The organism is Siccibacter colletis, assembly GCF_000696575.1.
GTDB classification, from domain to species: domain Bacteria; phylum Pseudomonadota; class Gammaproteobacteria; order Enterobacterales; family Enterobacteriaceae; genus Siccibacter; species Siccibacter colletis.
On sequence record NZ_JMSQ01000005.1, the window covers coordinates 184212 to 209295 of the forward strand.

Here is a 25084-nt window from a genome sequence, read left to right on the forward strand (position 1 = left end):
ACCGCACCTCCCCTTTCTTCTGAGTATAACCACGCGTTAAAAAACCAAAAAAATACCGGCCCGAAGGCCGGTATGGTGTTGTGTACCGCGGCTAGCGCGTGTGGCGCAGCGCGTGCGGATTCATCTGCAGCGTATCGTAGTGGCTGACCCACGAGGAGTAGCGCTCCGGCGCAGACCAGACGCGATAGTGCAGACGCGCCAGGGTTACCGGGTCGCTCAGCAGCACCAGGCGACGGTCGCGATTCAGCTTTTCCGGCGTCTCGTTCAGCGCCTGCTCAACGTGACGATCGCGGGCAATTTCCAGCACCTGGCTGGCGCGGTGACGTGCGGTCGCCATACCGATTGCCAGAGCGTTGAATGCCGGGTTAAACACCGCATGCATAAAGCCGTCTTCCAGGGCGCGAGCGCGATTCATCTCCAGATAACGGTCAGTATCCACCAGCACCTGCGGCGGGTTGTACTCTTCCGGGATCAGGAACAGCTTCCAGCGTTTCGTGCGCAGGCCAACAGTAGCGCGGCTGGAAATCACCGACACGAACGGGGAGAGGATTAGCGAGAACACGATCGGTGCCAGCCAGAACAGGAAGCGCAGGTCGAGCCATGCCATACCGACCGCCCAGACCAGACCCAGCAGCATCTGCGAACCGTGGCGTTTGAAGGCTTCGATCCACGGCGTGGAGTCGTCATCACGCTGCGGCGAGTTCCAGACCACTTCCCAGCCGAGGAACGCGCTGACCACGAACACGGTGTGGAACAGCATACGCACCGGTGCCAGCAGCACTGAGAACAGCACCTCAAGCAGCAGCGAGAGCGTAACGCGCAGGAAACCGCCGTACTCTTTCGAGCCTTTGAACCAGATCAGTACCACGCTCAGCAGCTTCGGCAGGAACAGCAGCACCATCGTTGAGGCGAACAGCGCAATGGCCAGCTCCGGACGCCACTGCGGCCATACCGGGAACAGCTGCCGTGGCTGCAGGAAGTACTGCGGCTCGGTCAGGGCATGCACCACCTGCAAGGCCGTAGAGAGCGCCAGGAACAGGAACCACAGCGGTGCTGAGAGGTAGGACATCACACCGGTCAGGAACACCGCGCGGTGCACCGGGTGCATACCTTTTACCAGGAACAGGCGGAAGTTCATCAGGTTGCCATGACACCAGCGGCGGTCGCGCTTCAGCTCGTCCAGCAGGTTCGGCGGCAGCTCCTCATAGGAACCCGGCAGATCGTAGGCGATCCACACGCCCCAGCCAGCGCGACGCATCAGCGCCGCTTCCACGAAGTCGTGCGACAGAATAGAGCCAGCAAATGACCCTTCACCCGGCAGCGGTGCCAGCGCGCAGTGCTCGATAAACGGCTTCACGCGGATAATGGCGTTATGGCCCCAGTAGTGCGACTCACCCAACTGCCAGAAGTGCAGGCCGGCGGTAAACAGCGGGCCGTAGACGCGGGTGGCGAACTGCTGGCAGCGCGCATAGAGCGTATCCATACCAGAGGCTTTCGGCGACGACTGGATGATCCCGGCGTTCGGGTTCGCTTCCATCAGACGCACCAGCCCGGTCAGGCAGTCACCGGTCATCACCGAGTCGGCGTCCAGCACTACCATGTAGCTGTACTGATTGCCCCAGCGACGGCAGAAGTCATCGATGTTACCGCTTTTACGCTTCACGCGACGGCGGCGGCGACGGTAGAAGATCTGCCCTTCACCCTGCACTTCAGCGATAAGCTCCATCCAGGCTTTCTGCTCGGCAACGCAGATGTCCGGGTTATAGCTGTCGCTGAGAATGTAGACGTCGAAATGCGCCTGCTGGCCAGTGGCTTTTACCGACTCCCAGGTGGCGCGCAGACCGGCAAACACGCGATCCACATCTTCATTACAGATCGGCATGATAAGCGCAGTACGGTGCGCCGGATCGATCGGCTCATCGCCCACCGTCGAGGCAGAGATACTGTACTTATCCTTACCGATGAGCAGCTGCAGGAAACCCATCAGTGCGGTCCAGAAGCCCGCCGACACCCAGCAGAACAGGATGGCGAACAGGATCAGGATGCCGCTTTGCAGGATATACGGCAGCAGCTGCATGAAGGAGACCAGCAGATCCTGGTCCAGCATGTCGGACGGGTTAATCAGCGCCCAGCCCTGGTACGGCAGAATGGTTTTCATGTACCAGGTCGCGACCACGGTCTGAGAGAGCGTCAGCAGCAGCAGGATGTAGCGACGGATGGTGCCGACGATACGCCATTTCTGCTCCGCTTTTTGCTCCTCTTTGGAGAGACGCAGATAGCGCGGCGGTACATCGCGACCGCGCAGACGATCCCAGAAACGGCCCACCGGGTTGGTGCGCCACGGGTCCGGGAACATCGACGAACGCGTCGCCTTCGGCATCGCCTGAATCTGCGTGCGCCCCTCCTCATCAACGATGAGCTGCTCGCCGCGGGTGGCGTCGGGCCAGTTATGCTCAAGGCGGGTCTTTACCGACCCGAGTGGAGAATCATCTTCACGAGAAAATGTCTGCCCTTCGCTGCTGAGCGCCTGATGAACGGCGCGGAGATCGTCCGCAGCCGCTACAATCACCTTCTGCTCAGCCGGAAGCGACAGCGCCTCGATATACTCAGTTTTCTTATTCATTGGCAGGTAGCTGGTAGCTCCAGGTTTCACTCAGTGGCTGCTCGCCGTTCACCAGAGCAGCACGCATTTCGGTGGTCTGCTTCGGATCTTTCAGTTTTACGCGCAGCATCAGACGCCAGCCTTTGGTGACCGGGTTATAGCGCACGCTGTTTTCAACGATTTCGCCATTGTCGCCAATGCTGGTCTGGGCGGTAACCGGGGTGTTTTCCGGCAGCTTTTTCATGGCCGCGCCGGCGAAGTCCACCACAAAGGCGATGGTGCCGTCCGGCTGACGGATCAGGTTCGACTGCTTGATATCACCGGTAGAGCGGCGGGTCTGCGTCACATACGCATTATCGGCAGCGTGGAGTTTATCTTCATCGCGGCTAAAGGTGATGGTGTACTTGAAGTTCATCTCCTTGCCGGCTTCAGGCAGCTGATCCGGTGTCCAGTAGGCCACGATGTTATCGTTGGTTTCGTCGTTGGTCGGAATTTCCACCAGCTCGACTTTCCCTTTGCCCCACTGACCCTGCGGCGTGATCCACGCGCTCGGACGTTTGTCGTAGCGGTCATCCAGATCTTCAAAGCGCGCAAACTCACGGCCGCGCTGCAGCAGGCCAAAGCCCTGCGGGTTTTCGGTCGCGAAGGTGCTCACCGCCAGGTGTTTCGGGTTGTTCAGCGGACGCCAGATCCACTCGCCGTTACCGGCGTGAATCGACAGCCCGTTGGAGTCATGTAGCTCCGGGCGGAAATTGGTGGTCGGCGACGGCTGGTTTGGCCCGAACAGGAACATACTCGTCAGCGGCGCCACGCCCAGTTTGCCGACTTTATCGCGCAGATAGACTTTTGACTGCACGTCAACGGTGGTATCACGTCCCGGGGTGATCACGAAGCGATAGGCACCGGTAGCGCGCGGCGAATCAAGCAGCGCATAGATAGTCAGACGTTTATCAGCAGGTTTCGGACGCTCAATCCAGTACTCGCGGAAACGGGGGAACTCTTCGCCAGACGGCAGAGCGGTATCGATAGCCAGCCCACGCGCCGAGAGGCCATACACCTGGCCGCCGCCGATAACGCGGAAATAGCTCGCGCCGAGCATGCTCAGAATTTCGTCGTTCTTATCTTTGCTGTTGATGGGATAAAGCACCTTAAAGCCGGCGAAGCCGAGATCTTTTACGGTGTCTTTATCATGCTGGACGTTACCAAAATTGAAGTAGTCCGGGCTGTATTTGATACGGTTAACCGTGGTGCTGGTCACTTCATTGATTTTGACCGGCGTGTCGAAGTACATGCCCTGATGGTAGAATTCAAGCTTGAATGGGGTTTTGAGGGCGTTCCAGTACGCTTTATCGTGATTAAACTGGATCTGCTGGTAGTCCGCATATTTCATGTCGCGGAATACGGCAGGCAGGTTGCTTTTCGGCGCTTCATAGCCCTTATCTGCCAGAGATTTTGCCTGTTTTGCGACATCATCGATAGTGAAGGCCCAAACCGAAGTGGTATAAAGGGACATCATCACTGCGGCGCCCAGCCAGCGCATTTTCAACATCTGTGTTTTATGTTTCATATAACTAAGCACTTCCCCCTTTGTGTGCTTAAATCAATCCAATCCATTTTAATGGAAACTTCCGCTTTCCGACAACACAATCCCCGCTTTGTTCACCGCACTGGCTCAGGGAATAAGCAGATTAAGCAAATGAAAGCGAATGAATTTCACTTTACGACTTTGTCCTGGAGACAGTGTGCGCTCGTTTGTGTAGGGTTGCCACCGAATGTAGACAGAAACTGTCTAAGGGATAAGACGATTAGTCCGAGAATATCCGGAGTTATATGACTGACACACCCGCCCAGCGCGAATATTTCCTCGACTCGATTCGCGCATGGTTAATGCTGCTGGGGATTCCGTTTCACATTTCTCTCATCTATTCGAGCCACGTCTGGCATGTGAACAGCGCCACGCCAACCTGGTGGCTTACCTTATTTAACGATTTTATTCACGCCTTCAGGATGCAGGTGTTTTTCGTTATTTCGGGTTATTTCTCTTACATGCTGTTTCTGCGCTATACGCGTAAGAAATGGTGGAAGGTGCGCGTTGAGCGCGTCGGCATACCCATGCTCACCGCCATCCCGCTACTGACGCTGCCGCAGTTTATTATGCTGCAGTACGTAAAAGGTAAAACCGCGGACTGGCAGGCGCTCTCGCTGTATGACAAATACAACACCCTGGTATGGGAACTCACCTCGCACCTCTGGTTCCTGCTGGTGCTGGTGATCCTGACCACCGTCAGCCTGTTTATCTTCCAGAAAATGCGCAATAGCGTGCGCTCGCCGCGCGCCGGTTTTTACGCCTCGCTGACGCCGCTGAAATTTATCGCGTTGTTTGCGCTGGCAGGCGTGCTGTACGGTGCGTTTCGCCGCGCCCTGCTGCTCGGCTGGGAACCGGTTCTGCGCGACGGGCTGTTTAACTTCACCGTGATGCAGACCCTGTTCTATCTGCCATTCTTCCTGCTGGGCGCGCTGGTGTTTAAGTATCCGGCGCTGAAAGCGAAGTTCCTGACGCTTTCGCCGACATACGCGGTGGGTGCGCTGCTGGCGTTTATCGCCTATCTGCTCAACCAGCGCTACGGCAGCGGCGATGCCTGGATGTATGAAACCGAGAGCGTCATTACTATGGTGATGGGCATCTGCATGGTCAACGTGGTGTTTGCCCTGGGCTATCGCCTGCTCAACTCACACTCGCCGCGCGTGACTTATTTCGTTAACGCCTCACTGTTTATCTATCTGGTGCACCACCCGCTGACGCTGTTCTTCGGGGCGTACATCACGCCGCATATTGCGTCGAATACGCTTGGTTTCCTGTGCGGGCTGGTGTTTGTGGTCGGGCTGGCGATCGTGCTGTATGAACTGCATTTGCGGGTTCCGCTGCTGCGCTTTCTGTTTTCGGGCAAGCCGCAGAAGCGCCCTGCCCCCGCGCCGTCCGCCGGGTAACCGTCTACGCTCTCCTTGCTTATAAAGGAGAGCGTAGTCTCACAGCAGCCACTCCACCGGCAGCCGGTGGGCGAGACGCACCAGAATGCGCTGCCAGAGTCGGGTCTTCGGCTCCTTTTTCCACACCACCTCCTGCCCGTCCCGATCTTCGACCCAGTTGATACGTCCCCACTTATCGAGACGCAGCGCCCAGGCCGCTTCGCGCTGGCTGCGGGTAAAACGGGTGTGGATTTTTCCGGCCAGCTCTTCGCTCTCAATCACAAAGCCCATCTCGGTATTGAGCATCGCCGAGCGCGGATCGAAATTGAACGAGCCGATAAACACCTTATGGCGATCGACGCTGAAGGTTTTGGCATGCAGGCTGGAGCCGGAGTTACCGGTCAGCCCACGATCGTGCGGCAGCGCGCCGGGCGGATGCTGCGGCTTCAGCTCGTAAAGCTCCACGCCGTGGCGCAACAGCTTTTTGCGCCAGCGCGCATATCCGGCGTGCACCACCGCCACATCGTTCGCCGCCAGCGAATTGGTGAGGATAGCGACCCGCACGCCTTTGCGCACCAGTCCCAGCAGCCAGGCTACTCCGGCCCGGGTCGGCACAAAATAGGACGAGATAATATCGATCTCCTCCTGCGGCTGGCCGATGCTGGTCAGCATACGCTGGGGCAGCAGCGTATGGCTGCGCGCTTTACCCATGCCCTTACGCGGATCGTCGCTTAGCAGCCGCGTCGGCGCCCACACCAGGCTCAGGGTGCCGGCTTCGAGATGCGTTGCGAAGGTGGAGGTTTCAAGCCGCTCAAGGTAGCGTTGGGTAACCGGGTCAGCTTCCCAGGCTTCCGGCAATTTGACGCGTCGGTCGATATCCGCCTCGTCAAGCTGCAGTACATCCTGCAGCGTTGAGACGCAGCGGCTGTTCCAGTAGCGCTCAAAATCTTTCGACACGTCTTCCACCACCGGACCAATGGCCAGCACGTCGAGATCGGAAAACAACGGCTGCTCGCCGGCGCCAAAGTAGGCATCCCCCACATTGCGCCCGCCGACTATCGTCACTTCGCCATCCACGGTAAAGCTCTTATTGTGCATACGCCGGTTAAGGCGGGCAAAGTCGGTGAGATAGCCCAGCGCACGCAGGGTGCGAAACGAGAACGGATTGAACAACCGCACGTCGATATTGGGATGCGCGTTCAGCGCGCGCAGAGCGTCATCCATGCCGATGGTGTTGTTGTCATCCAGCAGCAACCGGACGCGAACGCCGCGCTGCGCCGCCTCCAGCAGCGCCTGAAACAGCAGCCGCCCGGACATATCGTCCTCCCAGATGTAATACTGCACATCCAGGGTCTGCTCCGCCATGCCGGCCAGCAGATAGCGCGACGCAAACGCATCGAGGCTGTCGGCCAGCGGGTGCAGGCCGCACAGATCAGGGTGCGCACGTCGCGTAGGGGCGATGGCCCGCCCGAGACGCGTATTGTGCGCGGTGTCAGAGGGCAAGCTGGGCAAGTAAGCGCTGGTAAAGGCTGGTGTTTTCGTCGTCATAGCAGACAAAGTATACCTGCTCCGGTAGCGGATGCGTTGTCAGATAGTCTGAAACCGTGTTGAAGGCAATCAGCGCCGCCGCGGCACGGGGATAGCCGTAAATGCCGGTGCTGATGGCGGGAAAGGCCACGCTGCGATAGTTGTTATCGCTGACCAGTTGCAGACTATTGCGGTAAGCATCCTGCAGCAGCTGTTCCTCCTGCATCTCGCCGCCGCGCCACACCGGGCCGACGGTATGGATCACCGCTTTCGCGGGTAGCTCTCCCGCCTCGGTGATCACCGCATGGCCGGGCGCGCACTCGCCCTGTTCCTGACGCACTTTCTTGCAGGCGGCCAGCAGTGCCGGTCCGGCTGCGCGATGGATAGCCCCATCGACACCGCCGCCGCCCAGTAAAGACGGGTTAGCGGCGTTAACAATCACGTCCACTTCCACCGTCGTGATATCTCCCTGCAAAATCTCAATTCGCGATTGCATAACAACGTCCTCAATAGGGTCTGCTATTGAGTGTAGATTACCGGCAAGGGAAGCGGTGGAAACAACGCGCCCGGCGTTAACCGGGCGCGTGAAGGGTCAGAAATCAACCGACATGGAGAGTTTGAGGGTACGCGGATCGCCCTGGGTGAGATAGGTCCCTGAATCGTCCACCGAGGCCCAGTATTTCTCATCGGTAACGTTCTCCACCGTGGCGCGCCAGGTCAGGGTCTGCTCATTAACCTTCATGCTGTAGCGCGCCCCGAGATCCAGCCGGGTCCAGGCATCCAGCTTGACGCTGTTGCTGGCATTAGCGTACTGAGAGCCGTTACGCAGCACCGCAGCGTTAAGCGTCAGATTTTCCAGCGCCGGGACGTCCCATTCGCCGCCCAGCCGCAGCTGATAGCGCGGTACGCCGGGCGCATCATTGCCGTCGTTTGCGCCGCCCTGAGTTTTCGTTAATTCCGGAGCCAGCCACTGCGCGCTACCCATCAGGCGCACGCCATACACCGGCTCGCCGAAGACGTTCAGCTCCATACCGCGGTTTCGCTGTTCACCGTAGATACCGTAGTAGTTATTGCTGTCCATCATGCCGACCGGCTTTTCAATCTCAAACAGCGCCAGGCTGCCGCCGATACGGCCGTAATCCAGCTTCACGCCGACTTCATTTTGCTTAGTGCGAATCGCACCCATTACCTGTCCGGCGTTGGTCGCTTTGCTGGACGCGGTCGGCCCCGGTTGCAGCGCTTCGATATGGTTCGCGTAGAGCGAAATGTTATCCCACGGCTTCACCACTACACCGTATACCGGCGTGACTTTCGTCGCGCTGAAGGTATCAGCTGGCTTCTCAACACCCTGATAGTCGTAGTTGTGGATCTCCACCTTCTGGCGGCGTAGCCCGGCGGTGATCAACAGGCGATCGTCAAACATTGAGAGCGTATCTGAAAGGGAGGTGCCCGTTGATCGGGTACGACTGGTGTAGTGCGGGTCGCCCATATTCCCGCCGCTGAATGCATCCTCCGACGGATAGGCAAGCACGCTCGGGTTATAGATATTAGAACCCGGAACAAAAGCCGACATGGTGTAGGAGGAGCCAGCTTTACGGTATACCCCGGAATAACCGAGGTTGATGCTGTGACCAACAAAACCGGTCTCGAATTTGCCCCGCACCCCGGTCATGCCTGAGACGCTGTCCGCGATATAGTGGCTATCCATGCGGCGGATCTGGGAATCTCCCTCATTATTGAGCAGAGTGGCGGAACCCGAGATCCCACGTTCATCAGTGTTTGCACCGCCCAGCCCCGCATACCACGTCCAGTCTGGTGCAAAGTCATACTCGCCGCGCAGCGCCGCAAAACGGCTGGACATATTGGTATTCACCCACGGCTGGCTGTAGTTGGTGCGGTTTTCCGGCACCTCGGGTGCCTGCGTCGCCTGACCCAGACCGACGCTGATACGACCGTAGCTACTGGTTATTTTCTGCCATCCGACATCCAGAGAAGAACGGAAGCTGTCGCCTTTGTAATCCAACCCGATACTTGCCAGGCTGATGCGTTCCTTTTGCTCGTGCACCATGCTTTCACCTTCACGATGAAGCAAATTCACACGCACGCCGAATCGATCGTTCTCGCCGAAGCGACGACCAGAATCAATCGCTCCCCCCACCTGCCCACGCTGGGCGTAATCCACCGTCACGCGGTTAAGCGGTACGCTGCCAGCCCGCTTTGGTTCGATATTGATTGCACCACCCACCCCTGAACCGCCCGGGGTGACGCCATTCAGGAAGGCGTTAGACCCTTTGATAACTTCTATGCGCTCTGCGAGCTGCGAGCTGACAATCTGACGCGGTAGCACGCCGTACAGCCCACCAAAGGAGATATCATCGCCATCCAGCAGGAACCCACGGATGCGGTACGACTCGCCAAAGTTACCGTAGCTGCGCACCGGCTGTACCCCGGCATCGTAACGCAGAACGTCGCTCAGGGTGTTGGCCTGGGTATCTTCGATCATTTTCGCGGTATACCCGATGACGTTGAACGGCACGTTTTTCGCGTCCTGTTCACCGAGGCCGCCTAAACGCCCCCCGTTAGCCACCTGCCCGTCGAGATACGCCGGAACCAGCTCATCCCCCCCGGCGCGAAACGCGGCGTCAGGTGAAGCGGTAACGGTAATGGTGTCGTCAGGTTTGGTTTCCGCCGCCCAGGCGGGGGCGACGGCGAGGCTGACAGCCAGCGCCAGCAGGCGCGGACGTGCGCCGGGCCGGTTGAGAGGTAGTGAAATCATACATTTCCCTGCAAAAGTAATTAACAAGAACGATTATCATTTTGATCGTGATTATCATTAGCCAGTAATATTTTGCAAGGATTAATCGTATTCAGAAAAAAAACTGAACCACCTTTTCAGGGCTCAGACAATCCTGAGGATCAGTTGTAGTTAATGTCCACAATAGCGCGCGTGCGCTGGGGATTAAGCCAGCGCACATTGAAGGCGACGCTGGCATCGCTGGCCGCTGCGTAGTCATTAAGCCGGTTCAGGGCTACCTGGCGAGTAACCACTTTCCCACGATGAAAGCAGCTGACGTTCAGTCGCCTATTGTCAACCGGTCGGACGTCGCACGGGGGTTCAACGATACTGCCGCGAAAATGGATGGTGCCACTTCCGGCATGGGCAGCGGTCGTAATAAAAGAAAAAATCAGGGCTGAAATTATAGATTTCATGAATGACTCCAGCGAGTTAGCTCATCCATGAAAGCGATAACGGGTCCGGTCATTTTACTCTGGCACAGCCGCTGGGTTTTGCTGTGTCAGATCAGGATAATTTCTCAGAACCCTGCGTGGCTCACACTCCGGGCCGGTCATTCATTTATGTGGTAAATGTTTTGTTGAAGGCCTCGCTGGCGCTAGTCCGCCAGGCTTTTGGCATCGGGCTTTACATCGGCTGCCTTGCGCGGCCGCGCCAGCCAGCGTCCGCTGAAATTCATCGCCGCGCCAAACGCCACACCCAGCCACAGCGCCGGCAGCACGCTGTGCCAGTCGCCCTGCCCGGCAAAGGTCGCGCAGGCACCGATAAAGGTACCGGGAATAAAGGCCAGCAGCCTGCGCTGGGCCTGTATACACATCACGAACGCGATAACGCCGGTAAGGGCATAACCTGACCACTGCGCTGTCACCAGCGCACCCGCATGGATAATAACCTGCGCCCATACCACGCCGCTGGTGACGGTGGCGAAGGCGATAAGCAGCCCTTTTCGCCCCGGATGCGGACAGGCGAAAAAAGCGGTGCAGCCGAGGAAGCCCGCCCAGGATGGCAGGCTGAGCGCCACGGCGAGCCACGCCCAGAGGGCAGAGAGCAGGCCGGTGGTGAAAGCAAGGGAGAGAGGCGTTTTCATAGCGGCGTATCATAGCGATCGCCGCGCAATGAAATGTGATTGGCGTCACATAATTTTTAATAACGCACAGTGCGTTACATAATAAACGTGATTAATGTCACTCCTGTGACTCAGGCTGCTCGCCTTCTTCTTCCAGCTCGTCCCACATTGCGCCCAGCGCTTCGCGGGTGAGCAGCGCCAGCGTACGCCAGTATGGCGTGGTGGCATGGGCTTCAACCTTGCCGAGAAACGTGCCGCACCAGGGCAGCAGGAATTCAGCAAACAGGGTTTCCAGCACCTCGCTTTCGTCTTCACCGGCGTTATCTTCCAGCCAGGACGCGGCCAGCAGCAGAAAACCAAAGTGGTCGGCCGGGGTGCTGCCCATTGGCATGCCGCGCTCGGTAAGGAAGGCTTTCACCTCGCTTTCCGGGGCGTCGTCCAGCCACGCAGAGCGGAACGGTGACACGCGGCAGTCATCGCCGACGAACAGCGCCGCATAATCCGCCGCCACGTTGCTGTCGTCCACGCTGTTTTGCAGACGTTCCAGCAGCGCGTCCTGCTCCAGCGGCCAGCTCTGGGCCAGCTTGCCTTCGCGGATCGCCGCCAGCAGTGGAGCCAGCAGCGGATCCTGCGGCTGGCGATAGTAGAGGGAGCCAAGCACGCGGCAAATCATCGAAAACTCGTTCATAAATGTTCCAGTAAGGTGTGACGTTAAATATCGTTCAGTTCGGGAATCGGCGTCATGCCGCGAGACTCCAGGAAGCCCAGCAGGCGGCGCGGCGAGACGTTAAGAATACGATCTTCCGGGAAATCCACTTCGCGCAGCACCTTCAGCGCCTCGTCAAAATCGCCGAGGGTAAAGGCAGTGTGGGAATCAGAGCCAAGCGCGACACGGCCTCCGGCGTCGCGTACCGCAGCGGCAATGGCGCGGCAGTTTGGTCCGCTGCCTTTACGCGAATGAATAAAGGAGGAGTTGTTGATCTCCAGCGCCACGTCGTATTTGGCTGCCGCCGCGGCGATGGCGGGAATATCCACCGGGAACTTCGGGTTACCCGGGTGGCTGATGATATGCACGTTCCCGCTGGCCATCGTCGCGATCATCGCTTCGGTATGAGTGGCCTGATCCTGCGGCGGGAATACCGGCTCGTGAAAACCCGCCACGATCAGATCGAGCGAGTCGAGCATCGGCCCGGTGCAGTCGATCTCCCCGGCGGTATTTTTGATATTGGCTTCGATACCGCGCAGGATACCGACGCCATCCACTACGCGCGGCCAGATTCGCATATTAATGAAGTGCCAGTGGTGCGGGGCATCCGCCATATCCGGGCCGTGATCGGTAATGGCGAACAGCCGGATGCCTTTTTGCTTCGCGGCAGCAATATAGTCGTGCAGATTGCTGTAGGCGTGGGTGCTGGCAACGGTGTGCATATGCAGGTCAACAGGATACATAAGACGCTCCTTCTGTGATTTACCGCAAGAATAACAGGTATTGACCTGCATTTTTAGCGGCGGTCAGTAGCCGCGCGTCAGATCCACCTGCCCGGTGGTGGCCTCACCCCGCTCCAGCGCGCCGATAGTTTTTGCAATACAGGCAATGGCTTCAAGCGGACGCGTTACCGCGGCGATATGGGGTGTGATAGCCACGCGCGGATGCCGCCACAGGTCACTCTCCGGCGGCAGCGGCTCGCGGCGGAATACATCGAGCATGGCGCCTTTCAGCTTACCTGATTCCAGCGCCGCCAGCAGATCCTCATCCACGACGTGCACGCCGCGCGCCAGGTTCAGCAGATAAGCGTCATCCGCCAGCTGCTCCAGCAGGGTACGGTTAATAATATTTTCAGTTTCCGGGGTGCTCGGCAGCAGGTTTATCAGCACGCGCGTGCCGTGCAGGAAAGCGCCCAGCTCGTCCGGCCCGGCGAAGCTCTCAATGCCCGGCCAGGATTTGCGGCTGCGGCTCCAGCAGCGCACCGGGAAGCCCCACGCCTGCAGGCTTTGCGCCACGTTATTGCCGAGCACGCCGGCCCCCATGATGCCAATGGTGAACTGCTCAGGCTGATAATCATCCAGCGGCTGCCACTGCGCCTGCTGCTTTTGCAGATGGTAATCGTCAAAGCGGCGGAACCAGTGCAGCACCTGGCTTACGGCGTACTCCTGCATCTGGCGCGCCATACCGGTATCTTCGAGGCGGTAGAGCGGCACGTTACGCGGCAGCAGGTCGGGATGCGTTTTCAGGCGGCTGAGGATGGAATCCACGCCGGCCCCGAGGGCAAAGATGGCCTTCAGCGACTCACGTCCGGCGAGCATCTCGACCGGCGGGTGCCACACCAGCGCGTAATCCGCCGGATCGCTATCGCCGGGGTGCCAGATTCGGATGTTTGCCTCGGGAAGGTGGTGTTGCAAGTGGGACAGCCAGTATGCGTTATCAAATGTCGGGTGATAGAAAATGATATTCATTGCGTCTCCTTTTTCGCCAGCGTTACGCGAATTGTCACCTGATGCAAGCCTTTCATCAGAAAGAAAAAGCGGCGATTTGCTGATTTATAAAGCAAGTTGCGTGAAGTTTAGCTAAACGCGCCAGCAGGCGTTAAAAGAACGTTGACGCCCCGCGTGCTTTTCCCTACATTAGCGCCCGTCCCGTCAGCGGGATGACAATATGGTGAGGTGTCCGAGTGGCTGAAGGAGCACGCCTGGAAAGTGTGTATACGGCAACGTATCGGGGGTTCGAATCCCCCCCTCACCGCCATATTTGAAGAGAAAGCCTGAACTGACGTTCAGGCTTTTTTTTGCATGGTGCACCGTGAGGGGTGGATGAGAACCCCCGACGGGGTTCGACAGGCGGTTTACCGCCTGGACGACAGGACCGCTTGCGGTCATGTCGCCCGCAGGGCGAGCGCAGCGAGTCAATCCCCCCGATCCTGTCAACATCCGTGGTGCCTGCATGGTGGGTGCGCTGCGCTTACCCACCCTACAAATTCCCATCTGAACCACCGCTTATGGCGGGTGCGCTGTGCTTACCCACCCTACAAAATTCCCATTCGCCCTTAGCTTCGTAGGGCGGGTAAGCGACGCGCACCCGCCGCAGCGGGTTCCGGATTGCATCCAATCACAAATTGCGTAGCGAAACGTACAACCCTTAACCGAACGATAAGGAAAGGAAAAAATCTGCTTGACCCTTTTCGGTCGACTCCCTATAGTAGCGCCCCGTTGCCCCCTGAGGTATCGGGCAGCAAGACAATATGGTGAGGTGTCCGAGTGGCTGAAGGAGCACGCCTGGAAAGTGTGTATACGGCAACGTATCGGGGGTTCGAATCCCCCCCTCACCGCCATATTTGAAGAGAAAGCCTGAACTCACGTTCAGGCTTTTTTTTGCATGGTGCACCGTGAGGGGGCGGATAAGAACCCCCGACGGGGTTCGACAACTGGCGCAGCCAGTTGGACAAGCCATCGAGCCTGCGAGATGGATTGCCCTCAGGGCGAGCGCAGCGAGTCAATCCCCCCCTCACCGCCATATTTGAAGAGAAAGCCTGAACTCACGTTCAGGCTTTTTTTTGCATGGTGCACCGTGAGGGGGCGGATGAGAACCCCCGACGGGGTTCGACAACTGGCGCAGCCAGTTGGACAAGCCATCGAGCCTGCGAGATGGATTGCCCTCAGGGCGAGCGCAGCGAGTCAATCCCCCCCTCACCGCCATATTTAAAGAAGAGCTCGCATTTATATGCGGGCTTTTTTTTACATGTAGCACCGTGAGGGGGCGGATGAGAAGCCCCGACGGGGTTCGACAGGCGGTTTACCGCCTGGACGACAGGACCGCTTGCGGTCATGTCGCCCGCAGGGCGAGCGCAGCGAGTCAATCCCCCCCTCACCGCCATATTTGAAGAGAAAGCCTGAACTGACGTTCAGGCTTTTTTTTGCATGGTGCACCGCGAGGGGGCGGATGAGAAGCCCCGACGGGGTTCGACAGGCGGTTTGCCGCCTGGACGACAGGACCGCTTGCGGTCATGTCGCCCGCAGGGCGAGCGCAGCGAGTCAATCCCCCCCTCACCGCCATATTTGAAGAGAAAGCCTGAACTCACGTTCAGGCTTTTTTTTGCATTCAACATCCGTGCTGCCCGCATGGTGGGTGCGCGTTGCTTACCCACCCTACGAGTTCCTGCCGCACTGTTTAACTCTGGTGGGTGCGCTGCGCTTACCCCCCTCACGAATATCCCTGTCCGTACCCATAAAAAAACCCGATGCGGATAAGCGCACCGGGTTTCACAGAACGCAGGTAAATCAACTATAAGCGCTTAAGGTCCGCTGGCAGAGCGCCGAGCGCACGCAGTCTTCTTTGCTGAAGGTCACAACGCTTATCAGGTCATCCTCTTCAAAACGTGCCATGGCGTCGCTCAGACCGGACTTCACGCCCGACGGCAGATCGCACTGGGTGATATCACCGTTGACGATAACGGTCACGTTCTCCCCGAGGCGTGTCAGGAACATCTTCATCTGCGCAGCCGTCACGTTCTGGGCCTCGTCCAGAATCACCACGGCATTTTCAAATGTACGTCCGCGCATATAGGCGAACGGCGCAATTTCTACCTTACCAATCTCCGGACGCAGGCAGTACTGCATGAAGGAGGCACCCAGTCGTCGCACCAGTACGTCATAGACCGGGCGGAAATAGGGCGCGAACTTCTCCGAAATGTCACCGGGCAAGAAGCCGAGATCTTCGTCAGCTTGCAGGACCGGACGGGTAACGATAATCCTGTCAACGTCCTTATGTATCAGGGCCTCAGCGGCTTTTGCCGCAGCGATCCAGGTCTTACCGCACCCTGCTTCGCCGGTAGCAAAAATCAGCTGTTTGGTCTCTATTGCCTTGAGATAGTGCGCCTGAGCGTCGGTACGCGCGACAATCGGTGAGCTATCACGACTGTCACGCGCCATGCCAATTGATTCAACTCCGCTCATCTGCACAAGCGATGTGACCGATTCCTCTTCACGCTGTTTGTGACTGCGTGAATCCCGTCTCAGCACACGTTTGGCTTCACGGCGAGCTTTGATCACTGCTTTCTGTCTTCCCATGGATGGCACCTTGATAAGTTGGTTTACATCGTACGCGTCGCCCTGCGCGACGCGCTTATGCGCACGAACATTTGAGGTTTGGCTTCCTTGTAAGCCAGTTACTGCCGGTTGATAAGACATGACAATGCCGCCGGACGCGGCATCCGCCATGTCGGTTAAAAGGGTTTTTGCGGTGTGATGCGAATATTGAGGGGCGAAGATAGCGCTGCCGGAGGGTGCTCCTCCATGCCGGATGGTGCGGTTTCGGTTACTACGTTGTCCGTATGAGGACGCTACCATTCGCAATCTCCATCGTGATACAGCCACAGTCGGGGAAACAGCGTCTTATGGAGTAATTACAGCAAACGTTATCAAAATTACAACATCATTTTTACTAAATGATAACGAGCGCCGGTTCCGCCAGGTGCTTCTCGTTATGACAGAGAAATATTACAGAAATATATCAAGGCACTGGCATAGAAAATATTGATGCCTCAAAAAGCATCAATATTGTCAGTGAATGATTTATGCCGGGAAATGACCCGCCCTTACGGGCGAGTCATCAGGCATTGAGCAGCGCTTCACCCAGCCAGCCGTCTGCCGTCGCGACGCCCGGCAGGGCAAAGAAATAGCCGCCGCCGATGGGTTTGATGTACTCCTCCAGCGCCTCGCCGTTGAGCCGCTGCTGCACCGCCAGAAATCCCTTCTCCAGATCGTGCTGATAGCAGACAAACAACAGCCCCATATCGAGCTGCCCGGAGGCGGTGACGCCCAGCGAGTAACTGTAGCCGCGGCGCATCATCAGACTGGCGCGCGTCTGCGGGGTGCGCGGATTAGCCAGCCGGATGTGCGCATCCAGGGCAATCACCTCGCCGTCAGGATCGGCAGCATAGTCCGGCTCGTCGTGCTCGCGCGCCATCCCGAGCGGCGCACCGGTCAGCTTGTCGCGACCAAAAATCGTCTGCTGCTCTTTGAGCGGCGTTCGGTCCCAGAATTCGACGTGGAACTGAATGATACGCACCGCCTGATAGCTTCCGCCCCGGGTCCAGGCCGGTTCGGGCTGGTCAGGGCTGACCCAGACGATCTGCTTCATCAGCGCGCTGTCTTTGCTGTCCGGGTTGGCAGTGCCATCCTTAAAGCCAAGCAGATTGATCGGGGTCTCTTTGCCACGGCTGCGCGCGGCGTGATCCGGGATAAATCCTTCCCGCCTCCAGCGTACGCTGAGCAGATCCGGGGTCTGCTTGATAATGTCGCGCAGGGCATGAATTACCGTATCCTGGGTGTTGGCGCAGATCTGCAGCAGCAGATCGCCATGACACAGCGCCGCATCCAGCGAATCGTTGGGAAAACGCGTCATTTTTTGCAGCTTCACCGGCTTATGTGCCGCAAGACCAAAGCGCGCATCAAACAGCGACGCCCCGAACGATACCGTAACGGTGAGGTTGTCCGGGGCGATCGTTGCCCCAAGAATACCGGAATCCGCCGGCGGCAGTCGTGGATTGGGCGTTGCCGGTGCCGGGCCGCCTTCGGTAAGGAAGGCGATGCGCCGGGTCAGCAAGCGCAACAGCCGTTCGAGATCCTCCCGGCTGGTGGCCAGCACATCAAAGGCCACCAGCATCATCGCCGCCTGCTGCGGGGTCAGGATCCCGGCCTGATGCGGACCATAAAATGGCTGGCGCTGCTGACGCGCATCCGGCGCAAGCGTGCCGGGCGAGGTGGCAGGCACCGTGCCGTGGGCGGCCGGGCATCCCCCCGTGACGGCAAAAGCGCCGCCCAGCGCACCCAGCCCTTTCAGCAGTTGACGGCGCGAGGGTTCGCTCACGCCCGGGTTATGTTTCTTCCCCTGCATTACTGTTAATCCAGACCCAGCACGCCGCGCAGCAGAGAGAGATCTTCCGCCAGTGCGGTAATCGGCCCTTTCAGCGCGTTACGGTCCGCATCGGTCAGCTTGTCGTAGGTTTCGAAGCCGTCCGCGGTACGGTATTTTTTCAGGATCGCGTCCACTTTGACGAAATTGCCCTCCACTTTCGCCAGTAGCGCCGGGTCGGCTTTCTGCAACTGCGGACGCAGCAGGCTGACAATTTTCTGTGCGCCGTCAACGTTGGCCTGGAAATCCCACAGGTCGGTGTGGCTGTAACGATCCTCTTCGCCGCTGATTTTGCTGGCCGCAACTTCTTCAATCAGGCCGGCTGCACCGCCCACCACTTTTGACGGCGGAAACGCCAGTTCGTTGATGCGTTTTCGCAGATCGACAACATCGGTATAAAGCCTGCCGGCGTAATCGGTCATGCCCTGGGTGGTGTTATCCCCGAACAGGGCTTTTTCCAGGCGGTGGAAGCCGGTGAATTTCGGGTCGGCGGCCTTTTGCTCGTAGTCATCTTCGCGGGCGTCAATGCTGCCATCGAGGTCGGAGAACAGCTCCGCGATGGGTTCGATACGCTCATAGTGCTGGCGGGTCGGGGCATACAGCGCTTTAGCTTTTTCCAGCTCGCCCGCTTTGATCGCTTCGGTGAAAGCTTTGGTTCCGGTTACCAGCGCTGCCGTTTCGCTGCTGACCCAGGTTTTGTAGTCGGTGATTGGCTGGGTAAGCGCCAGCAGATCGCTCTGCCCCGCCGTGGCGTCAGCGCCCGCCGCTTTCACCACCAGTTTCCCTTTCGGATTGCTGAGCAGCCCGCAGGTCATCTCGTATTCACCCGGCTGCAGGTTGGCGGTCATCTTCTGGGTGAAGCCGGGCGCGATGTTTTCGCGCTCTTCCACCACCATTACGCCCTTGAGGATCTCCCACTCCAGCGCTTTCTGGCTCTGGTTTTTAATGATGAACTGGGTTTTACCGGCGTTGACGGTCAGCGACATCGGCTCACACTGTTTATCGGTCACGGTCACACTGACCTTCGGGGTTTCTGCAGCCTGCACTGCCAGGCTGCCTGGCAACAACAGCGCCAGCGTCAGGGCGCGAAGGGTAAAGTTGTCGATCATAATCCTTCCCATTCATAAGTATGTTGTAACTATATGAGCAAAACGGCGCCAGGTATCAACGCGCGTTCTGCCGGTATGCCGGTTTCCCTGCGGGCAGCAGGAACAGCGTTAGCGTCGGAATCAGATAGATAAACCAGACCGCCACTTCGCTGACCGTCGGGCTCTCCTGATAGCCGAAAATGCCTTCAAGCAGCGTGCCGAACAGCGTATGGGTGGAGAGCACGCCGCTCATATCAAAGGCGATAGTCTGGAAGTGGTTCCATAATCCCGCTTCATGGAAGGCCCGGACGGCCCCGGCGGCAAGTCCGGCGGCCACCAGCAGGATAAACAGACTGGTCCACCTGAAGAACTGGCCGAGGTTGAGCCGGATGCCGCCCCAGTAAATCAGGAAGCCGAGTATCGCAGCGCAGGCCAGGCCCAACAGCGCGCCCACTGGCGGCCAGATCCCGACGTCCTGCTGAAACGCCGCCAGCAGGAAAAACACCGACTCCAGCCCCTCGCGCGCTACGGCGAAAAACACCATCAGCACCAGCGCCCAGCCATGATTCCCCCGGCGTGCCAGCGCGTTATCCACCGCCTGCTCCAGCTCGCCCTTAACGTTACGCGCCACCTTACGCATCCAGAACACCATCCAGGTCAGCATCACTACCGCCACCAGCGCGACCAGGCCTTCAAACAGCTCCTGCTCTTTTTGCGGGAACTCGCCGGTGGTTTCATTGATGAGGATCCCGAGGCCGAGGCACAATCCGGCGGCAAGCAGCACCCCAACCCAGATTGCGCCCATCCACTGCCCGCGCTGGGTGCGCTTGAGATAGCTGGCAATCAGGCTGACGATCAGCGCCGCTTCCAGCCCTTCACGCAACATAATGAGAAAAGGAACAAACATTCCGCGCATCCTTAAATGTGAAGCAAGGTCAATTGCTGCAAAGTTAGGTAAAGATCAACTGATAGTGATTATCATTACGGCCAGAAGAAAGACAAGCGAATTTCACGCTGAATGATGACAAGATGTAAGGCGTTATCAGGCTAATCATTATGTGGCGAACCAACTTATGCATAAGCAATCGTTTACGCAGCGGCACAGTTATGGCTAAATAGCGCCCCCGTTTCTCTGCGATATGCTTAACATGATGACTTTTCTTCATTTCCTGCTGGCGCTGGCGGCGATCCTTGCCCTTGCCTGGCTTGCCAGTTTTGACCGCCGCAAAATTCGCGTGCGCTTTATTCTGCAGCTGATTGTGATTGAGGCCGCGCTGGCGTATTTCTTCCTGCACGCCGAAAGCGGCCTGTTTGTTATCAAATACATCTCCGGCTTCTTCGAAGCGCTGCTGAAATATGCGGCAGAAGGCACCGGATTCGTGTTTGGCGGCATGAGTGAGAAAGGCCTGGCGTTTATTTTCCTGGGCGTTCTGTGCCCGATTATCTTTATTTCCGCGCTGATTGGTATTCTGCAGCATTGGCGCATTCTGCCGATTTTCATTCGTCTTATCGGCTCGGCGCTGTCGAAAGTGAATGGCATGGGCAAGCTGGAGTCGTTCAATGCCGTCAGCTCGCTGATCCTCGGTCAGTCGGAAAACTTCATAGCTTACAAAGGGGTACTGGCCGACCTCTCCTCGCGTCGCCTGTTTACCATGGCGGCGACGGCGATGTCCACGGTATCGCTCTCCATTGTCGGCGCGTATATGACGATGCTGGATGCGAAATATGTGGTCGCGGCGCTGGTACTGAATATGTTCAGCACCTTTATTATTTTGTCGATTATCAACCCGACGCGCCCGGATGCCGAGCCGGAGATTAAGCTGGAAAAACTGCACGAATCCCAAAGTTTCTTCGAGATGCTGGGTGAGTATATTCTTGCCGGCTTTAAAGTGGCGATGATTATTCTGGCGATGCTGATTGGCTTTATTGCTTTAATCAGCGCGGTGAATGCGCTGTTCTCTGCGGTATTTGGTATCAGCTTCCAGGCGATCCTCGGTTACGTCTTCTATCCGCTGGCGTGGCTTATCGGCATTCCGCTGGACGATGCGCTTCAGGCAGGCAGCATCATGGCCACCAAGCTGGTTGCCAACGAGTTTGTCGCCATGATTGAACTGCAGAAGATCGCCGGCGAGATGACGTCGCGCGGGCTGGGCATTCTCTCGGTGTTCCTGGTATCGTTCGCCAACTTCGCCTCAATTGGCATTGTGGCCGGGGCAATCAAAGGTCTTAGCGAGCAACAGGGCAACGTGGTCTCCCGCTTCGGTCTGCGCCTGGTGTATGGCGCGACGCTGGTAAGCCTGCTTTCAGCTGCGTTTGCCGGACTGGTGCTGTAAATAACACGGCGGGGAAACCCGCCGTTTTCATCAGAATTGTACGCACACCGGCTGGTCAACGCGCATCACCGACTCCTGCGCGAAGCGCGACTTATAGATCCCCCGCAGCGCCTCAATCCCGGCTTCACTCTGCGCATCATCCCCGTGGATCAACATCAGCGCCTTACTCGGTTCGCGCGCCACCTTGCCATCGTTCCCCAGCCACTGCCCACGAGCATCAAATACCGTCAGGCCATCACGAAAACGCGGTGTGACCTCGCCATCGACAAACTGCTGCCACTCCTGCGCCGTAATACCCGCCCCTGCCGGACGATTCAGGCCAAAATAGAGCGTGGTCTGCACCCTCTCATTATCCGCCGCACAGCGCAGCGGCCCATTTTTCTCAGGGGTGACGGTGGCACATCCGGCCAGCAGCATCGCCAGCGCAAGGGCCATTCCGGTGTTGCGTATCATCTGCGGTTATCCTCGTTGTTGTTTGTCCAACGATAACACACTGAATTGCTCAGTTTTTCAATAGTCTGTGTCGCGCAATACCGGGCGCTTGCTCGCCAGCGCCTGCTCAATGATAGCCGCTCCACGCGTCGCGCCGCCGCCCTCTGAGACCTGCTGGCAGGCGACCTCAAGCCGACAGCGAAAGCGGCCATCGTTCAGCAGAGCGGTGATGTGCCTGGCAAGGGTACGGGATGAGGCAAAGCGCGATACCCGCAGGCCCAGCCCGTGATGCACGATACGCGCCGCGATAGCCGGCTGATCGAACGCCACCGGCAGCAGGAGCAGCGGGCGTGCCGCCGCCACGGTTTCCAGCACGGTATTGAGCCCGGCGTGGCTGACCACCACATCGGCACGGCGAATAAATTTCGGCTGGTCGATAAACGACTCCACCCAGGTTGCGCCGTGGTGATACAGCGACGCCACTTCGTCCTCAGACAGGCGATCGCAGTGGGTAACCATCACCTGCACCCCGGCGCGGCGGCAGGCGGCGGCCATCTTGCGCAGCAGCCTGTAAGGGTGCTCCTGCAGGGTACCGAGTGACGCGTAACCCAGCGGGGCATCGCCCTGCTCCCGTACGGCGCGTGCTGGCGCGCCGGGTTTTTCCGGTTGCTTCATGGCACCGATGTAATGGAAGCACTCCGGCAGCGCATGGCGCGGAAAATCCAGGCTGCGCGACCACTGGGCGATCTGCGCCAGCGGCGAAAGGCACTGGTCGGGACGATCGCGCGGCGTGAGGCCAAGGCGCAGGCTCTGGGCGCGAATAGCCCTGTAGAGCGGGCGCATAATCAGGTCGTAGACCCGCTCGCTGCCGCGATACAGCCGCTGCGCCCGCTCATCTTCGGCGTAGGCAAACGGCATCACCGACAGCGGGAGATGCGGCTCGCGGTTGATGGGTAGCGCGCAGGCCACGGAGACAAACGGCAGGCCGAGGCTCTCACTCACCAGGCTGCCCGCCGGCTCCATCTGATCGACAATCACGCCGTCTACTTTCAGGGTCCGCAGCAGCGCGGGCAGCTCGCGACACAGCGCCTCCGTGAGCGCCGCCATTGTACGGGCAATGCGCCAGATGGCGCGCCTGGCCGGGTTTTGCATATGGCGCTGCGCCGCAAGGATCGCCGCGGGCAGCGACGGGCAGGCGTGAATGTTGTGCAGGCCCGGCGTGACGGCGTCTTCCGGCAGGATAAACGTCAGGCGATGCCCGCGCTGGCTTAAGGCTGCGGCCAGCACTTCCAGGGTGCGGATATGGCTGAACAGAGGGGGAACAACGATGGCGTAGTGACTCATATCATCCTTAACACTGTCGCGGTCACCGGTAGCGTCCGGGCGCGTTCTCTATTAAGCAGGATAGTCGCGATCTGGCTTTTCGGGGTGCGGAAGGTAAAAAGGCCCGACGAGGATCGCCGGGCCTTTAGTGAAACAGAAACGCTTAGCGCGTCAGCGTCTTAGAGACCGGTGCGCTGTGGTAGTGCGCGTCGGCTTCCGCGAAGCGTGCGGTCATGGAAGTTGACGGGGCTTTACCCATCAGGCTCACCACCACGATACCGATGCTGGCAAACAGGAAGCCCGGAATGATTTCATACAGGCCAAGCAGCTCGAAGTGTTTCCAGACGATCACCGTGACGGCACCGATTACCATGCCGGCCAGCGCGCCGTTGCGCGTCATGCGCGACCACATCACCGAGAACAGCACTACCGGACCAAAGGCCGCGCCGAAACCGGCCCAGGCGTAGCTCACCAGACCCAGCACGCGGTTTTCCGGGTTCGCCGCCAGGGCAATTGCCACCAGCGCCACCACCAGCACCATGATACGACCCACCCAGACCAGCTCGCGCTGGCTGGCACCCTTACGCAGGAAGGCTTTATACAGGTCTTCCGTGATAGCGCTGGAGCACACCAGCAGCTGACAGCTCAGGGTGGACATCACCGCCGCCAGAATTGCCGACAGCAGGATACCGGCGATCCACGGGTTGAACAGGATCTGCGCCAGCTCGATAAACACACGCTCGCTGTTCTGGTTCACCGCACCGGCCAGCTCAGGATGGGTGGAGAAGTACGCAATACCGAAGAAGCCCACTGCGACCGCGCCGGCGAGGCAGAGGATCATCCAGGCCATGCTGATGCGGCGCGCGCTGACGATAGTGTGATGCGAGTCGGCCGCCATAAAGCGTGCAAGGATATGCGGCTGACCGAAGTAGCCCAGCCCCCAGCCCAGCAGCGAGACGATAGCCACGAAGTTAAGCCCTTTGAGCATATCGACGTTTTCAATGCTCTTCTGCTTGATCACTTCCAGCGAATCGCCGAAACCGCCGACGGTTAATACTACGATCACCGGCGTCAGGATCAGCGCGAAAATCATCAGGCTGGCCTGCACGGTGTCGGTCCAGCTCACCGCAAGGAAGCCGCCGATGAAAGTATAGATAATGGTGGCTGCCGCCCCGGCCCACAGCGCGGTTTCGTAGCTCATGCCAAAGGTGCTTTCGAACAGGCGCGCACCCGCCACAATGCCGGAGGCACAGTAGATGGTGAAGAACAACAGGATCACCAGCGCCGAGATAATACGCAGCAGGCGGCTTTTGTCCTCAAAGCGGCCGGTGAAGTAGTCCGGCAGCGTCAGGGCGTTATTGTTGGCTTCGGTGTGCACGCGCAGACGCCCGGCCACCAGCTTCCAGTTGATCCACGCCCCGAGAGTCAGGCCGATGGCAATCCAGCTTTCGGAGATCCCGGAGATAAAAATGGCACCCGGCAGGCCCATCAACAGCCAGCCGCTCATATCAGACGCGCCAGCAGAGAGCGCCGTAACGAATGGTCCCAGGCTACGACCGCCTAAAATATAATCATCAAAGTTTTTGGTTGATCGCCATGCGATAAAGCCAATCAGGATCATGCCAAAGATATAAACAAGAAAAGTCACCATCATCGGTGTGCTTGCGGTCATGGACGTTCTCCAGGTTTTTATTATCCGATCCCGCTGCCGGAACCGGTTTTCCCTCTGCGGAACAGAGTGGTGTCGTTGTCGTTGTAATCTGTGGGGGCAGTATCCTGCCGGATGCGTTTTTCAATCACAATCGATTTAACACAACGTTTACAACAATTACATCCCCTACCCTATACAACTTTCATATAGGTTGTACCCGCTCACAATTTTTCCGGTTGCACCGACGGAAAGTGTTAAGCAGCCCGTGAAATCTGACATGAGCTCGATTTTCACATGGGTAAAAAATCAGTTAATCCGTTAACAATCCATTCATTTTTCAGCTTGCTGGCGACATCACACTTCCGCAGGTTGCACAAAGTTGCAACATGATAGA

General features: G+C 58.4%; 19 protein-coding genes and 2 tRNA genes. 4 read left to right on the plus strand and 17 right to left on the minus strand.

All coding sequences use genetic code 11. The annotated features are described in order from the left end of the window. Window positions 1-91 precede the first annotated feature (91 nt). Window positions 92-2623 carry a glucans biosynthesis glucosyltransferase MdoH gene (mdoH, locus tag ET34_RS0105240; RefSeq protein WP_031520064.1) on the minus strand — a complete coding sequence of 844 codons (2532 nt, stop codon included), beginning with the start codon at window positions 2621-2623 and terminating at the stop codon, window positions 92-94. Continuing rightward, on the minus strand, window positions 2616-4151 hold the full coding sequence (gene mdoG / locus ET34_RS0105245) for a glucans biosynthesis protein MdoG (RefSeq protein ID WP_152548358.1): 1536 nt from the start codon (window positions 4149-4151) through the stop codon (window positions 2616-2618). Before mdoG ends, mdoH begins: the two co-directional genes overlap by 8 nt. Before the next feature lie 281 nt (window positions 4152-4432). On the opposite strand from mdoG, the gene mdoC reads away from it, so the two are divergent. Beyond that, on the plus strand, window positions 4433-5590 hold the full coding sequence (mdoC, locus tag ET34_RS0105250) for a glucans biosynthesis protein MdoC (protein WP_031520068.1): 1158 nt from the start codon (window positions 4433-4435) through the stop codon (window positions 5588-5590). A 39-nt stretch (window positions 5591-5629) separates the two neighbouring features. On the opposite strand, the gene ET34_RS0105255 is transcribed toward mdoC, so the two are convergent. The 8 genes from ET34_RS0105255 to ghrA form a co-directional block, all read right to left on the minus strand. After that, window positions 5630-7117 carry a phospholipase D family protein gene (locus ET34_RS0105255; RefSeq protein ID WP_031520070.1) on the minus strand — a complete coding sequence of 496 codons (1488 nt, stop codon included), beginning with the start codon at window positions 7115-7117 and terminating at the stop codon, window positions 5630-5632. Beyond that, complete coding sequence (gene ymdB, locus ET34_RS0105260) at window positions 7062-7592, minus strand: O-acetyl-ADP-ribose deacetylase (RefSeq protein ID WP_031520072.1); 531 nt, start codon at window positions 7590-7592, stop codon at window positions 7062-7064. The genes ET34_RS0105255 and ymdB overlap by 56 nt, the downstream gene beginning before the upstream one ends. A 96-nt stretch (window positions 7593-7688) precedes the next feature. Then, window positions 7689-9872, minus strand: coding sequence for a TonB-dependent receptor (locus ET34_RS0105265; protein WP_051640481.1), 2184 nt, complete (start codon window positions 9870-9872; stop codon window positions 7689-7691). A gap of 140 nt (window positions 9873-10012) precedes the next feature. Next, window positions 10013-10306, minus strand: coding sequence for a hypothetical protein (locus tag ET34_RS0105270; RefSeq protein ID WP_031520076.1), 294 nt, complete (start codon window positions 10304-10306; stop codon window positions 10013-10015). Window positions 10307-10488: 182 nt separating this feature from the next. Further along, window positions 10489-10977 (minus strand): DUF1097 domain-containing protein, encoded by a 489-nt coding sequence (locus tag ET34_RS0105275; protein ID WP_031520078.1) that lies wholly within the window; start codon window positions 10975-10977, stop codon window positions 10489-10491. A 97-nt stretch (window positions 10978-11074) separates the two neighbouring features. Further along, entirely contained in the window at window positions 11075-11644 is a 570-nt protein-coding gene (locus ET34_RS0105280; protein WP_031520080.1) for a TorD/DmsD family molecular chaperone, read from the minus strand. A gap of 23 nt (window positions 11645-11667) precedes the next feature. Beyond that, on the minus strand, window positions 11668-12405 hold the full coding sequence (locus tag ET34_RS0105285; RefSeq protein ID WP_031520082.1) for a phosphatase: 738 nt from the start codon (window positions 12403-12405) through the stop codon (window positions 11668-11670). Between the two features lie 63 nt (window positions 12406-12468). Beyond that, on the minus strand, window positions 12469-13410 hold the full coding sequence (gene ghrA / locus ET34_RS0105290; protein ID WP_031520084.1) for a glyoxylate/hydroxypyruvate reductase GhrA: 942 nt from the start codon (window positions 13408-13410) through the stop codon (window positions 12469-12471). Window positions 13411-13611: 201 nt separating this feature from the next. Between ghrA and ET34_RS0105295 the strand changes: the two genes are divergently transcribed. Both ET34_RS0105295 and ET34_RS0105300 read left to right on the plus strand, forming a co-directional pair. After that, a tRNA-Ser gene (locus ET34_RS0105295) sits at window positions 13612-13699 on the plus strand. 495 nt (window positions 13700-14194) lie between these two features. Beyond that, window positions 14195-14282: transfer RNA gene (locus ET34_RS0105300), tRNA-Ser, on the plus strand. 946 nt (window positions 14283-15228) lie between these two features. On the opposite strand, the gene phoH is transcribed toward ET34_RS0105300, so the two are convergent. The 4 genes from phoH to efeU all read right to left on the minus strand — a co-directional run bounded on the left by phoH (window position 15229) and on the right by efeU (window position 19858). Continuing rightward, on the minus strand, window positions 15229-16017 hold the full coding sequence (phoH, locus tag ET34_RS0105305) for a phosphate starvation-inducible protein PhoH (RefSeq protein ID WP_035890904.1): 789 nt from the start codon (window positions 16015-16017) through the stop codon (window positions 15229-15231). Window positions 16018-16558: 541 nt separating this feature from the next. Further along, window positions 16559-17845 (minus strand): iron uptake transporter deferrochelatase/peroxidase subunit, encoded by a 1287-nt coding sequence (gene efeB, locus ET34_RS0105310; RefSeq protein WP_031520088.1) that lies wholly within the window; start codon window positions 17843-17845, stop codon window positions 16559-16561. 5 nt (window positions 17846-17850) lie between these two features. Continuing rightward, window positions 17851-18972: an iron uptake system protein EfeO gene (gene efeO / locus ET34_RS0105315; protein ID WP_031520090.1), complete on the minus strand. Its 1122-nt coding sequence runs from the start codon at window positions 18970-18972 to the stop codon at window positions 17851-17853. 55 nt (window positions 18973-19027) lie between these two features. Next, window positions 19028-19858, minus strand: a complete 831-nt coding sequence (gene efeU, locus ET34_RS0105320; RefSeq protein ID WP_031520091.1) for an iron uptake transporter permease EfeU — start codon at window positions 19856-19858, stop codon at window positions 19028-19030. A 241-nt stretch (window positions 19859-20099) separates the two neighbouring features. On the opposite strand from efeU, the gene ET34_RS0105325 reads away from it, so the two are divergent. Next, window positions 20100-21284: a NupC/NupG family nucleoside CNT transporter gene (locus tag ET34_RS0105325; RefSeq protein ID WP_031520093.1), complete on the plus strand. Its 1185-nt coding sequence runs from the start codon at window positions 20100-20102 to the stop codon at window positions 21282-21284. A gap of 30 nt (window positions 21285-21314) precedes the next feature. On the opposite strand, the gene ET34_RS0105330 is transcribed toward ET34_RS0105325, so the two are convergent. The 3 genes from ET34_RS0105330 to putP form a co-directional block, all read right to left on the minus strand. Further along, on the minus strand, window positions 21315-21737 hold the full coding sequence (locus tag ET34_RS0105330; protein ID WP_031520095.1) for a DUF3574 domain-containing protein: 423 nt from the start codon (window positions 21735-21737) through the stop codon (window positions 21315-21317). A 57-nt stretch (window positions 21738-21794) separates the two neighbouring features. Then, a complete protein-coding gene (locus ET34_RS0105335) occupies window positions 21795-23060 on the minus strand; it encodes a glycosyltransferase (protein WP_031520097.1) in 1266 nt (421 codons plus the stop codon). Between the two features lie 142 nt (window positions 23061-23202). After that, window positions 23203-24711: a sodium/proline symporter PutP gene (gene putP, locus ET34_RS0105340; protein WP_031520099.1), complete on the minus strand. Its 1509-nt coding sequence runs from the start codon at window positions 24709-24711 to the stop codon at window positions 23203-23205. Between the last annotated feature and the right edge of the window lie 373 nt (window positions 24712-25084).